Source organism: Rhizobiaceae bacterium, assembly GCA_023953845.1.
Lineage (GTDB): Bacteria > Pseudomonadota > Alphaproteobacteria > Rhizobiales > Rhizobiaceae > Arvimicrobium.
The window spans coordinates 3,469,042-3,481,365 of record JAMLJC010000001.1; the positions used below are offsets into that span (position 1 = coordinate 3,469,042).

At 63.7% G+C, this 12,324-nt stretch carries 12 protein-coding genes; 5 read left to right on the forward strand and 7 right to left on the reverse strand.

From position 1 onward, the window contains the following. Nucleotides 1–7: 7 nt before the first annotated feature. The 3 genes from M9955_16975 to M9955_16985 all read right to left on the reverse strand — a co-directional run bounded on the left by M9955_16975 (nucleotide 8) and on the right by M9955_16985 (nucleotide 3,935). Nucleotides 8–289 carry a type II toxin-antitoxin system RelE/ParE family toxin gene (locus M9955_16975; GenBank protein MCO5083335.1) on the reverse strand — a complete coding sequence of 94 codons (282 nt, stop codon included), beginning with the start codon at nucleotides 287–289 and terminating at the stop codon, nucleotides 8–10. Between the two features lie 86 nt (nucleotides 290–375). Beyond that, nucleotides 376–2,499, reverse strand: a complete 2,124-nt coding sequence (scpA, locus tag M9955_16980) for a methylmalonyl-CoA mutase (GenBank protein ID MCO5083336.1) — start codon at nucleotides 2,497–2,499, stop codon at nucleotides 376–378. Beyond that, entirely contained in the window at nucleotides 2,496–3,935 is a 1,440-nt protein-coding gene (locus M9955_16985; protein ID MCO5083337.1) for a methylmalonyl-CoA mutase family protein, read from the reverse strand. The genes scpA and M9955_16985 overlap by 4 nt, the downstream gene beginning before the upstream one ends. Nucleotides 3,936–4,102: 167 nt before the next feature. Between M9955_16985 and M9955_16990 the strand changes: the two genes are divergently transcribed. Continuing rightward, a complete protein-coding gene (locus tag M9955_16990) occupies nucleotides 4,103–5,680 on the forward strand; it encodes a DUF853 domain-containing protein (GenBank protein MCO5083338.1) in 1,578 nt (525 codons plus the stop codon). Between the two features lie 129 nt (nucleotides 5,681–5,809). Here the strand turns inward: M9955_16990 and M9955_16995 are convergent, their stop codons facing one another. The 3 genes from M9955_16995 to M9955_17005 all read right to left on the reverse strand — a co-directional run bounded on the left by M9955_16995 (nucleotide 5,810) and on the right by M9955_17005 (nucleotide 8,570). Further along, nucleotides 5,810–6,853 (reverse strand): nucleotidyltransferase domain-containing protein, encoded by a 1,044-nt coding sequence (locus M9955_16995; GenBank protein MCO5083339.1) that lies wholly within the window; start codon nucleotides 6,851–6,853, stop codon nucleotides 5,810–5,812. Nucleotides 6,854–6,937: 84 nt separating this feature from the next. After that, nucleotides 6,938–7,732, reverse strand: a complete 795-nt coding sequence (locus tag M9955_17000) for a L,D-transpeptidase (GenBank protein MCO5083340.1) — start codon at nucleotides 7,730–7,732, stop codon at nucleotides 6,938–6,940. A 178-nt stretch (nucleotides 7,733–7,910) separates the two neighbouring features. After that, the gene (locus M9955_17005; GenBank protein MCO5083341.1) at nucleotides 7,911–8,570 is read right to left on the reverse strand and encodes a haloacid dehalogenase type II; all 660 of its coding nucleotides are present in this window, start codon (nucleotides 8,568–8,570) and stop codon (nucleotides 7,911–7,913) included. 148 nt (nucleotides 8,571–8,718) lie between these two features. Here M9955_17005 and M9955_17010 point away from each other — a divergent pair, with 148 nt between their 5' ends. The 4 genes from M9955_17010 to M9955_17025 all read left to right on the forward strand — a co-directional run bounded on the left by M9955_17010 (nucleotide 8,719) and on the right by M9955_17025 (nucleotide 11,793). Beyond that, nucleotides 8,719–9,597, forward strand: coding sequence for a branched-chain amino acid aminotransferase (locus M9955_17010; protein ID MCO5083342.1), 879 nt, complete (start codon nucleotides 8,719–8,721; stop codon nucleotides 9,595–9,597). Nucleotides 9,598–9,693: 96 nt separating this feature from the next. After that, nucleotides 9,694–10,293, forward strand: a complete 600-nt coding sequence (locus M9955_17015) for a superoxide dismutase (protein ID MCO5083343.1) — start codon at nucleotides 9,694–9,696, stop codon at nucleotides 10,291–10,293. A 147-nt stretch (nucleotides 10,294–10,440) separates the two neighbouring features. Beyond that, nucleotides 10,441–10,869, forward strand: a complete 429-nt coding sequence (locus M9955_17020; GenBank protein MCO5083344.1) for a cytochrome c — start codon at nucleotides 10,441–10,443, stop codon at nucleotides 10,867–10,869. Between the two features lie 3 nt (nucleotides 10,870–10,872). Continuing rightward, nucleotides 10,873–11,793 carry a cytochrome c gene (locus M9955_17025; GenBank protein MCO5083345.1) on the forward strand — a complete coding sequence of 307 codons (921 nt, stop codon included), beginning with the start codon at nucleotides 10,873–10,875 and terminating at the stop codon, nucleotides 11,791–11,793. A gap of 66 nt (nucleotides 11,794–11,859) precedes the next feature. Here the strand turns inward: M9955_17025 and M9955_17030 are convergent, their stop codons facing one another. Then, nucleotides 11,860–12,231 (reverse strand): nuclear transport factor 2 family protein, encoded by a 372-nt coding sequence (locus tag M9955_17030; GenBank protein ID MCO5083346.1) that lies wholly within the window; start codon nucleotides 12,229–12,231, stop codon nucleotides 11,860–11,862. Nucleotides 12,232–12,324: the final 93 nt, after the last annotated feature.

The window sequence follows — 12,324 nt, forward strand, 5'->3', positions numbered from 1 at the left end:
GATCCTCTCAATGGTAGTCCACGATTTCGACATCCTCCGCATTTCCGCCCACCCAGCGGAAGCAGAGACGGTACTTATCATTGATCCGGATCGCGTGCTGGCCGTTTCGATCCTCCTTCAGAGGATGAAGCTTGTTGCCCGGTGGGGATCTGAGGTCATCAAACTCCGCGGCATTATCCAGCATGAACAGTTTGCGACGGGCAACTTTCAGCAGATCTTTGGGAAAGCCTTTTGGACTTTGCCCTTCCGCGATCGCTTGTGTCACTCTGTCCTTGAACGTCCGGATCACTAGCGTATCATGTAGTGATACGAAATGGTTGTCAAGTCATGCGTATCGCCAGATGATACGCAGTCCGGCAATCGTTCGGCAGCCATTCAGCCGGACAGCAGCCCATCCAGCAGCCTCTCCGCCGCTTCCGGGATCACCGTGCCGGGCGGGAAGATTTCCGCCGCACCGGCTGCGCGCACCGCGTTGAAATCGTCGGGCGGGATGACGCCGCCGGCGACGATGACGACATCGTCCCGGCCGAGCTTCTTCAGCGCTTGCTTCAATTCGGGGATCAGCGTCAGGTGGCCGGCGGCGAGCGAGGAGGCGCCGACGATGTGCACCGCATGCTCGTCGGCGAGCTTCGCGATCTCCTCCGGCGTCTGGAACATGGCGCCGACGACGACGTCGAAGCCGAGATCGGCGAAGGCCGTCGCGATGACCTTCTGGCCACGGTCGTGGCCGTCCTGTCCCATTTTGGCAACGAGGATGCGCGGCTTCGATCCGGTCTTCTTCGCGAAGAGATCGACCTTCTCCTGTACCCGGTCGACCACCGGATTTTCGCCCAGCGCCTTGCGGTAGACGCCGGAAATGGTCTGCACGGACGCGACATGGCGGCCGAAGGCCTTTTCGATGGCGAGAGAGATTTCGCCGACCGTGGCGTTGGCGCGCGCCGCGCGGATCGCGAATTCCAGCAGATTGCCGTCGCCTTCCGCCGCGGACCGCAGCGCGTCGAGCGCGCTCTCGACGGCGCCGACGTCACGCGTGCCCTTGAGCTGCTGGAGCTTCGCCAGCTGGCGGGCGCGCACGGCGGCGTTGTCGACCTTGAGCACGTCCACCTCGATGTCCTGCTCCGGCTGGAAGGCGTTGACGCCGACGAGCACCTGCTCGCCGGAATCGATGCGGGCCTGCGTGCGGGCGGCCGCCTCCTCGATACGCATCTTGGGAATGCCCTTCTCGATCGCGGCGGCCATGCCTCCGAGACTTTCGACCTCCTCGATATGCTGCATGGCGCGGCGGGCGAGATCGTGCGTCAGACGCTCGACGAAAGCCGAGCCGCCCCATGGATCGATCAGGCGGGTGATGCCGGATTCCCTTTGCAGCACGAGCTGGGTGTTGCGGGCGATGCGGGCGGAATGGTCGGTCGGCAGCGCCAGAGCCTCGTCGAAGGCGTTGGTATGCAGCGACTGGGTATGGCCCTGCGTCGCCGCCATCGCCTCGATCATGGTGCGGATGATGTTGTTATAGGGGTCCTGCGCGGTAAGCGACCAGCCCGACGTCTGCGTGTGGGCGCGCAGCGCCAGCGACTTCTCGTTTTTCGGCGCAAAGTTCTTCTGGATGAGCTGCGCCCAGATGAGGCGGCCGGCGCGTTGCTTGGCGACCTCCATGAAGAAATTCATGCCGGCGTTCCAGAAGAAGGAAAGGCGCGGCGCGAAGCGGTCGATGTCGAGCCCGGCGGCGACGCCCGCGCGGGCATATTCGATGCCGTCGGCGATGGTGTAGGCGAGTTCGAGGTCGACCGTCGCCCCGGCCTCCTGGATGTGGTAGCCGGAGATCGAGATGGAGTTGAACTTCGGCATGTTCTTCGCCGTATAGGCGATGATGTCCGACACGATCCGCATCGAGGGTTTCGGCGGATAGATGTAGGTGTTGCGGACCATGAACTCCTTCAGGATGTCGTTCTGGATGGTCCCGGCCAGATCCTTCTGAGCGACGCCCTGCTCCTCGCCTGCCACGATGTAGAGCGCCATGATCGGCAGCACGGCGCCGTTCATGGTCATGGACACGCTCATCTCGCCGAGCGGGATGCCGTCGAAGAGCTGACGCATGTCGAGGATGGAATCGATTGCCACGCCGGCCATGCCGACATCGCCCGCGACACGCGGATGGTCGCTGTCATAGCCGCGATGCGTGGCGAGGTCGAAGGCGACGGAAAGTCCCTTCTGGCCGGCCGCGAGGTTGCGGCGATAGAAGGCGTTGGATTCCTCGGCCGTGGAGAAACCGGCATATTGCCGGATCGTCCATGGCTGGTTGACATACATGGTCGGATAGGGGCCACGGATGAAGGGCGGCAGCCCCGGAAAGGTGTCGAGATAGGGCAATCCGCGCCGATCGGCGTCGCCATAGGCGCGCTTGACGGCGATGCCTTCCGGCGTCTGCCATTGCGCTTTGCCGACGGCCGCCGGAACGGATGCGGGCTCGCTCCAGTCGATCGTCGTGAAATCAGGGATCATGCGCGCTCCCCGAGACAATCGTCGATCCGTGCCGGCAGAAGCGGCTCGCATGTCGCTGCCGCCTCGATGGCGATTTCGGGTGCGGACGCCGACAGAACGGAGACGGGGCGTTCAGTGGCGGGCGGAAAGGCGGTCGTGCCGATGATGCTGCGCTTTCCTTCGCGGTAGCGCCGCGCGCGGGTCTCGCGCGCCTCGGCGACGCGCCGCTGGACATGGCCATCGGAAAGGCTCTGCAAGACGCCGCCTTCGCGCTCGATCTGCTGGAATTCGGCCCAGCCCGCGGCGCAGAGAGAGCCGGTCAGTCCCTCCACCGCGCCTGACCCTGCCGCCGGATCGCTGACGAAACCGGCATGGCTTTCATCCGCCATGATGATCTGCGTGTTGCGGGCGACGCGCCGGGCGAAGGCATCCGGCAGCCCGTGCGTGATCGTGTGCGGCAGGATGGAAATGGTGTCGGCGCCGCCGGCCGCTGCGGCGAAGCAGGCGATTGTGGAGCGCAGTATGTTCGTCTCCGGATCGCGTTTCGTCATCATGCGGTACGACGTTTCGGCATGAACGGCCGCGACCGTGGGCGGCACGCCGCAGCTTTCCTGCACCCTGGCCCAGAGCTTTCGCAATGCGCGGATCTTCGCCATCGACAGGAACTGGTCCTGATCGACGCTCAGCGAGAAGCCGATATGCGGCACAGCATAGACGAGCGGCTGGCGCGCTTCGGAGAACATGCGCAGGTAGAGCGCGGCCGAGGCGATCATCACGCCGAGTTCCTGCGCTTCGGTCGCGCCCGCATTGTGGAAGACGCGGCCGTCGGCTTCGAGCAGGATGCCCGGCGCGCCCATCGCGAAGAAATGGCCGAGCGACTGCGGCATCGAGGCCTGCAGCGCCGCGATCGACATGCGCAGCGCGCCCGTGCCGGCGAAGATCGCGGCAGGGTCAATGCCGAAGGAAAGGCTGAGCCTGGTAATATCGGCGCGCTTTCGGCCGAGCAGCACCGCCAGCATCTCCGCAGTCGTGCGGCTTTGCGGATGCGCGTCGATCCTCAGATGCACCTTGCCGGCCGGCAGATCGCCGAGCACCATGTTCAACGTTTCCTGCGTCGGCGGCAGCCCGTAGCCGAATGCGTTCGGCGCACCGGCGAAGACCATGGCCACGCCCGTCGCGCCATGCTCGACATCGTCGTGAAGCTGCGCCCTGGCGCGCGACAGGTCGGGATCGTCGACGCGCTGAACGATGGTCCATCTGGCGGCGTTGCGGGCAGAGGCGAGGGGCTTCGCGGCGGCGCGGTCGGACAGGGCTGCGACCGGCAATCCGTCGTCCGTGCGGGACGTCAAGGCTTCTTCGACGGACTGTCCGCCGAGCGCCTTCGCGGCAAGCGCCGCCCATTGCTCGCGCGTTGCAGGCGGAAACTCCGGTCCGCCGCTATCCGGACCGACGTCCATGAAGCCTCCTCACCGACTTTGCTCGGCATCGATTTCCTGACAAGTGTAGGGTGCTCGCAGGGTCATCGCAATGCGCCAAAGAGATTTGTGACGGCATTGTCGGCACGGCGGGGCGTAGACTATACCAGAGGTCACGAAATGCAGCGGGAATGAGCCGAGAGGTTGGAATGGCTGAAGACGACAGGATTTTCATCGGCGCCAGCCGCAAACCCGACGACTCGTACCAGCAGCCGGAAAACCTGCTGCTGAAATACGGCAACCGCCATGGACTTGTGACGGGCGCGACGGGCACCGGCAAGACCGTGACGCTGCAGATCCTCGCCGAAGGCTTTTCGAATGCCGGCGTGCCGGTGTTCTGCGCCGACATCAAGGGCGACCTTTCCGGCATCGCCATGATGGGCGAAGCCAAGGATTTCCTCGTCAAGAGAGCCGAGCAGATCAAGCTCGAACCCTATGAGTTCCAGGAATTCCCGGTCATCTTCTGGGATCTCTTCGGCAAGCAGGGCCATCCCATCCGCGCCACGGTCTCGGAGATGGGGCCGCTGCTGCTCTCGCGGCTGATGAACCTTTCGGAGGCGCAGGAAGGCATCATGAACATCGCCTTCCGCATCGCCGACGAGGAAGGCCTTCTTCTGCTCGACCTCAAGGACCTTCAGGCGCTCCTCGCCAACATCGCCGAGCGCGCCGACGAGATCGCCGGCCGCTACGGCAATGTGACGAAGCCGTCAGTCGGCGCGATACAACGCTCCCTGCTCATTCTCGAGCAGCAGGGCGCCGCCAACTTCTTCGGCGAGCCGGCGCTCAGGATCGCCGACATCATGCGCACGACGCGTGACGGCCGTGGCGCCATCAATGTGCTGGCGGCCGACAAGCTGATGATGAATCCGCGCCTCTACGCGACGTTCCTGCTGTGGCTGATGTCCGAGCTTTTCGAGGAGATGCCCGAGGTGGGCGACCCGGACAGGCCGAAGCTCGTCTTTTTCTTCGACGAGGCGCATCTGCTGTTCGACGACGCGCCGAAGGCGCTGGTGGAACGCGTCGAACAGGTGGTGCGGCTGATCCGCTCCAAGGGCGTCGGCGTCTATTTCGTCACGCAGAATCCGCTCGACGTTCCCGAAACGGTGCTGGCGCAGCTCGGCAACCGCATCCAGCACGCGCTGCGCGCCTATACGCCGCGCGAGCAGAAGGCGGTGAAGACCGCGGCCGACACGTTCCGGCCGAACCCGGATTTCAACTGCGCCACGGCCATCACCCAGCTCGGCACCGGCGAGGCGCTGGTCTCGACGCTTCAGGAAAAGGGCGCGCCTTCCATGGTGCAGCGGACGCTGATCCGACCGCCATCGTCGCGGCTCGGCCCGATCACCGAGCAGGAGCGCCAGAAGCTGATCAACGAAAGCCCGGTCGCCGGACAGTATGACCAGACCGTCGACCGCGAATCGGCCTTCGAGATCCTGCAGAAGAAGGCGCGTTCGCAGCAGCAGGAACAGGCTGAACAGCAGGAAACGGGACAGGGAGAGGGCGGCCGCTGGACCTTGCCGGATTTCGGCAACGGCAGCAGGCAGCGAACCGACGACGGCTATGCGCCGACCCCCCGCCGGCAGCAGCGCGACACCGGCTATCGTGCGCCGCGGCCGTCCAACCGGCAAACCGTGGCGGAGGCGGCGATCAAGTCGGTCGTGCGCTCCGTCGGTTCGCAGGTCGGCCGCGCCATCGTGCGGGGGATTTTGGGCAGTTTGCGGCGGTGACAGGCTCGGCGGGCTCTTCGCAGTGAAAGGCTTTTCCGCTTGCCTGGCGCTTATCCCGCCTGCGAGTGGAAAACCGCCTCAGGTCTGTCGGGCGATGCGGCAACGGCTGCCGATCCGTGCTGAAGGAGGCTACGACGCCTCTTCTCCCGATAATTCGAAGAGCGGACCGGCGCGTTCAACGATGGGTTTGGGAAAGCTCTTCAGCGCGTTGGATTCGAACGGCAGGTGTTGAAGATATCGAGCAGTGATTTGCGCCGCCGTCTCGGCTTGCTGACGGTCGCGCCTGCGCTTCGCGGGGTTTCGGTCAGACTGCTCTGAAAGCCACAATTTGTGCACCGCGAATGCCCGCGGGTCCGGTACGACCAGACGCACCGGAAAGCCACGTGCGTCGATCGCCAAAGCTTCGAAGGGCGGCGCACTTTCGTGCCATGCCAAGCCGTCGATCGGCGAAGCCTCAAGATCGAATCGATCATCCGATATCGAACTCGCTTCAATCGTCCAAGGCGGATTTCGCTCGGGTTTGATCAGATCCACCAGGTAGCCTTCCGCGTTTGCGGCCTGGAAGGTTCGTGATGTTCGCGCGAACGATTTGTCCGCCTGGCGAAGCAGGCCGAGCAAGGTCCGTTCCTCGACGCCTTCCTCCAATGCCAGCCGGATGCGCGCCCGCGCGTCGAACAGCATGTCCATGTCTTCCGTGGTGGTCAGTTCGGAGGCAAGGTGGACCCCGGCGGCGGCTTCATAGGCAAAAAGAGCATTTGTGCCGACGATCTTGATGCCACGACCCAGCAAACCTGCTTCCTCCAGTTCGCGTGCGATCCTGGCGGCAATTTCCGGCACGCGTCCAAGCCGCAGGGCTCTGTTGACTGCCGCCTGTCGCTGTAGCGTGTCTGATGCGGCACGCCTTCGATCCGCGGATTCGACCTTGCCCTGCGTGAAGGCTTCGAAGATTCGTTCCGTCGAGGAATCCCGCCGGCCCAGCGATTTCTGCCGACGCACGCCCGATTTCGGATCATAATAGTCGCGCAACAAGTACTCGACGCCATTCCGAGTGACGAAGGACATGGAGCCGCGATAGCCTTCGTAACGCTTTCGCGCCTCGGCCCAGACGGAATAGCGTTGCGCCGTATTGATCAGTTCGCGGCTTTGGTCTCCATTAAGCTCTTGTAATTGCATGATTTCAGCAATTTATTCAGAATTAAGGGGGAATTGCTGAAAACAGAGAACCATCAATTGCCCAAGAGCGCAATAGCGCCAGCATTACACCCGTCCGAGCAGCACCGAGCCCAGCGGCACGCCGGAATCGATCGGGATGCCCTGACCGTCGAGCGGCTGCGACGCCATCGGCGCGCCGACACCGCCGGTCACGATGATCGGCGATTGCTGCGGGACACGGTCGTAAAGATCGATCACGTCCTGGTTGATCATGCGCACGCAACCTGACGAGACCGACTTGCCGATGGACCACCATTCCGGCGAGCCGTGGACGCGATAGAGCGTGTCCTCGTCGCCCTGGAAGATGTAGAGCGCGCGGGCGCCGAGCGGATTCGTCAGCCCGCCAGGCATGCCGCCATTGTCGGCGCTCCACTTGGCCAGCGAGGGATCGCGCGCGATCATCGTGTCCGGCGGCGTCCATTTCGGCCATTTCTGCTTCCAGCGGATTTCGGCGCGACCGGCCCATTCGAAGCCGGCGCGGCCAAGCCCCACGCCGTAGCGGATGGCATAGCCGCCTTCGCGCACGAGATAGAGGAAGTGCGAGGACGTATCGACCACGATGGTGCCGGGGCGCTCGCCGGTCGGATCGTCCACGACCTGCCGCAGGAATTGCGGCGGAATCTTCTCGACGGGTATGGCCGGCAGGTCGAAACCGTTGTCCGATACCGGCCCGTACATCATCATATAGTCTTCCCCGACTTCCGGGCGCGGCGGGCGTGCCGGCTGAGGCGGCACGTCCCTGCTCGCCGTGGTGCAGGCGCTGAGGACGGCGCCGGCGGCGACCGCGGAAGCTCCGCCGAGGAAACGACGGCGGGAGAGGACGGGAGAACGAAAGGTCATGGGGCAGTCAATCCAGTTCACAGGTTCAGGCGCCGCAACGCCATTCAGTCGCGATCCCCTCCCATAAGGATCGCCGGGCATACGTGGTTCCGAATCTGTCCCGAGAGTGGATAAAGAAAGGCAAACGTGTGGCCGGACGGCACTGTGGCGATTTCGCCACAGTGGCGCTTGGCGCCGGCTAGCTGCCGAGCAGGCCGCCGAGCGAAGGCAGGATGAGCGCGGGCGGATAATCCCGATATTCGTCGGGCTGGTCGCTGCGGTTGATCCACACCGTCCTGAAGCCGAACTTCGTCGCGCCCGCCACGTCCCATCTGTTGGAAGACTGGAAGGATACGGCATTGGGATAGAGCCGCCAGTTCGTCGTCAGCAGGTCGTAGACCGCAGGATCGGTCTTGTAGCGTCTCACTGCATCGACCGAGATCACGTCGTCCAGAACCTGATCCAGCGCGGCGGACCTGACGGCCGAATCCAGCATCGCCGGGGAGCCGTTCGAGAGAATGGCAAGTCTCGCGCCATCGGCCTTCAGCGCCTTCAGGACGGCCGGAACTTCCGGATAGCAGTCCAGCCGCCAGTAAGCCTCCAGCAGCTTCGTGCGCAGGGCCGGATCGACGCTCGGCACCTTCTTCAGGGCGAAATCGAGCGACTGTTCGGTGAGCTGCCAGAAATCGGCATAGGCGCCCATGAGCGAGCGGACCCACGAATATTCCAGTTGCTTGGCCCGCCAGAGCTCGGAAAGCAGCCCGCCCTGCGGGCCAGCCTCGTCGGCGTGACGGCGCACCGCTGCGTGCACGTCGAAGAGCGTGCCGTAGGCGTCGAAAACATAAGCCGTGTAGCGCATGGACTCCCGCTTCCTTCACGCAAAGTTCAACCCAGAGTTATCCGGGGGTCAAGCGCGGACCATTGCGCCAACGATTCTTCCCGGCAGACGGTTGACGCGTTGCCGTCAAAGGTATTTTCCATACCGGCGAAACGGAGCCGTTGAAACAATGAGCCTGATCGAGCCTGCGCAATCCGTCACCTGGACCTATGCCGGCGGTGACTGGCACGAGGGGAACGTCGCGTTGATCGGTCCGCGCAGCCACATGATGTGGCTGGCTTCGAGCGTCTTCGACGGCGCGCGCTGGTTCGAGGGCGTCGCTCCGGACATCGAGCTGCATGCGGAGCGCGTCAACAATTCCGCCATCGCTCTCGGCCTCAAGCCGACGCAGACGGTCGAGGAGATCGTCGGACTGACCTGGGACGGCCTGAAGAAATTCGACGGCGGGACAGCCGTCTATATAAGGCCGATGTATTGGGCCGAGCATGGCGGCTATATGGGCGTGCCGCCCGAACCCGCGTCGACGCGCTTTTGCCTGTGCCTCTATGAAGCCCCGATGATCGCGCCTAGCGGCTTTTCGATCACGGTCTCGCCATTCCGGCGGCCGACGCTCGAGACGATGCCGACCAACGCCAAGGCGGGCTGCCTCTATCCCAACAACGGCCGCGCCGTCGTCGAGGCGCGCATGCGCGGCTTCGACAACGCGCTGGTTCTCGACATGCTGGGCAATGTCGCCGAAACGGCGACGTCGAACATTTTCATCGTCAAGGACGGCCAGATCTGCACGCCGGCCGCCAACGGGACGTTTCTCGCCGGCATCACGCGCGCCCGCACGATCGCGCTTCTGACCGAAGACGGCATGCGTCCGGTCGAAAAGGCGCTTTCCGTGCGCGATTTCCTGGAGGCGGACGAGATCTTCTCCACCGGCAACCATTCCAAGATCGTTCCCGTGGTCAAGATCGAGGATCGCGACCTGCAACCCGGCCCGGTGGCCCGGCGGGCGAAGGAACTCTACTGGGATTTCGCGCATGGTCGCCGCAGGCATTGACGAGAATTAGGGCGCGCCGGCCGTTGTCTCCATGCGGCCCGAACCTATGTAATCTGGATATTCAAGCCCGGATCTATCGAAGAGGGAGTACATTCCATGGCTTTTGAACTGCCCCCGTTGCCTTATGATTACGAGGCGCTCCAGCCCTATATGTCGAAGGAGACGCTGGAGTATCACCACGACAAGCACCACAAGGCCTATGTCGACAACGGCAACAAGCTGGCTGCCGAAGCCGGGATGGACGGGCTGTCGCTGGAAGAGATCGTCAAGCAGTCCTACGGCAAGAATCCCGGCCTCTTCAACAATGCCGGCCAGCACTACAACCATATCCACTTCTGGAAATGGATGAAGAAGGGCGGCGGCGGCAACAAGTTGCCGGGCGCGTTGCAGAAGGCGGTCGATTCTGATCTCGGCGGCTACGACAAGTTCAAGGCGGATTTCATCGCTGCCGGCACCACGCAGTTCGGCTCCGGCTGGGCCTGGCTTTCGGTGAAGAACGGCAAGCTGGAGATTTCCAAGACCCCGAACGGCGAGAACCCGCTGGTTCATGGCGGGTCGCCGATCCTCGGCGTCGACGTGTGGGAGCACTCCTATTACATCGACTATCGCAATGCGCGCCCGAAATATCTCGAGGCCTTCGTCGACAACCTCATCAACTGGGACTACGTCCTCGAAATTTACGAGAAAGCGGCCTGACCGGCTGCAGCTTCGGACGCGGCAAGCCCCGGTTTTACCGGGGCTTTTTCGTGACGATAACGCAGGCGTGAAGCGATTTCCGGGAAGAGATGAGGCAGCCTGCGCGTTGCAAGCCTGAGGCAGCATTTCGCAACCGGAGGTCATTTCGTGAGAAAGTTCGCAGTCGTCCTGTCCCTCGTCGCGCTCGGTACGGGCGTTGCCATCGCCGATCCCGCAGAGGATCGCGAGGCTCTGATGAAGACCTTCGGAAAATCGATGGGCGATCTTGGACCGTATGCCAAGGGCGAAAAGGCCTATGATGCGCCTGCCGTGCTCGCCGCCTTGACGACGCTGAACGAGAATGCGCAGAAACTCGACGTCGTGGCGCTGTTCCCGGAGGGCGTGACCGGCGAGCGGGCGTCGCCGAAGATCTGGGAGAACTTTGCAGACTTCCAGGCGCATGCCGAGAAGCTGAAGGCCTCCACCGCGGCGGCGGTTGCGGCGGCGCCGGCCGATCAGGCAGCTCTCGGCAAGGAAATGGGCGCCATCGGCGGCGTCTGCGGCACCTGCCACGAACTCTATCGCATCAAGAAATAGACTGTGCTCGGGCAACTTGGCGTTGCGGCAATCGTGCTGGTGGCCGTCGGGGCCGCCGGCTTCTGGTTCCTGACCGCCCCCCAGCGCATCGGGGCGCAAGAGGTCGCTGCGCTGGGCAGCGGCGACGCGACGCGCGGGGAACGCATCTTCTATGCGGGAGGCTGCACGTCATGCCATGCGAAGCCCGGCGCGCAAGGCGACGAGGCGCTGCAGCTTGCCGGCGGGCTGGAACTGAAGACGCCCTTCGGCACTTTCGTCGCGCCGAACATTTCCAGCGACCCGAATGACGGGATCGGCGCGTGGTCGGCCGAAGATCTCGCCAACGCCATGCTGAAAGGCACGTCGCCCGACGGATCGCACTTCTATCCGGCCTTTCCCTATGCGTCCTATGCGCGGATGCAGCCTTCCGACATCGGCGATCTCCATGCCTTCATGAAGACGCTGCCGGCGGTCGCCGGCAAGGCGCCGGACCATCAGCTCGGGTTTCCGTTCAACATCCGGCGCGGTCTCGGGCTCTGGAAGCTGCTGTTCCTGAGCGACGAGCCGGTCGTCGCGCTGCCGGCCGACGCATCGGATGCTGTGAAGCTCGGCCAGTACCTGACCGAGGGGCCGGGCCATTGTGGCGAGTGCCACACGCCGCGCAACGCCATCGGCGGCACGGACAAAGGCCGCTGGCTGGCGGGCGCGGTGGCGGCGGAGGGCGAGGGCAAGGTGCCGAACATCACGTCGGGCGAAGGCGGCATAGGCGACTGGTCTGAAAACGACATCGCCTATTTCCTCGAATCCGGCTTCACGCCAGAGTTCGACACGGTCGGCGGCTCGATGGCGGCCGTCCAGCGCAACATGGCGAAGCTGCGTCCAGAGGACCGGGAAGCCATCGCCGCCTATCTGAAGGCCGTGCCGCCACATCCGAACGGATATTAGGCTTGGCATAGCGTCCGTGTGAAAGCTGCGGCACAATGGATCGCGATACAGGCCCACCTTGGCTGCCTACTCGACGATCTTCCAGTACGAGTCCTTGAGGATCACCTTGCCGTCGCGAAACACGTAGAAATCGCAGCCCCGGACCTCGATGTTCTTTCCATCGCGCGTACTGCCAGTAAGGGTCCATTTCGATATGCCGGTGCTGCCGGCTTCATCCACGAAATGCTCGTCATTGCCGTAGTGGACGTCAGGCAGTCCCTCGAAACGTGTCGCAAGCGCCGCCCGCACATCCGGCTTGCCCTCGAAACGCGCACCCCAGGGCTTGCTGCCCCTCGGCATCTGCAAGACGCAATCCTCGGCGAAGAACGTCATGATGCGGTCGAGGTCATGCGCGTTGAAGGCTTCGCAGAGCTGCTTCAGCGTCGATCGAATGTCCATCGCCGGTTTCCCTCCGATGCCCGTTCGCCTGGAGTTCGAGTAGGTCACTGACGACAGGACAGGTCAAGATCGGGTTCTTGGGATCACCGACGG

Coding starts and splice junctions, on each gene's coding strand:
- scpA (MCO5083336.1), bottom strand. CDS start 2,499: ATGATCCCTGATTTCACGACGATCGACTGGAGCGAGCCCGCATCCGTT.
- M9955_16985 (MCO5083337.1), bottom strand. CDS start 3,935: ATGGACGTCGGTCCGGATAGCGGCGGACCGGAGTTTCCGCCTGCAACG.
- M9955_16990 (MCO5083338.1), top strand. CDS start 4,103: ATGGCTGAAGACGACAGGATTTTCATCGGCGCCAGCCGCAAACCCGAC.
- M9955_16995 (MCO5083339.1), bottom strand. CDS start 6,853: ATGCAATTACAAGAGCTTAATGGAGACCAAAGCCGCGAACTGATCAAT.
- M9955_17000 (MCO5083340.1), bottom strand. CDS start 7,732: ATGACCTTTCGTTCTCCCGTCCTCTCCCGCCGTCGTTTCCTCGGCGGA.
- M9955_17005 (MCO5083341.1), bottom strand. CDS start 8,570: ATGCGCTACACGGCTTATGTTTTCGACGCCTACGGCACGCTCTTCGAC.
- M9955_17010 (MCO5083342.1), top strand. CDS start 8,719: ATGAGCCTGATCGAGCCTGCGCAATCCGTCACCTGGACCTATGCCGGC.
- M9955_17015 (MCO5083343.1), top strand. CDS start 9,694: ATGGCTTTTGAACTGCCCCCGTTGCCTTATGATTACGAGGCGCTCCAG.
- M9955_17030 (MCO5083346.1), bottom strand. CDS start 12,231: ATGGACATTCGATCGACGCTGAAGCAGCTCTGCGAAGCCTTCAACGCG.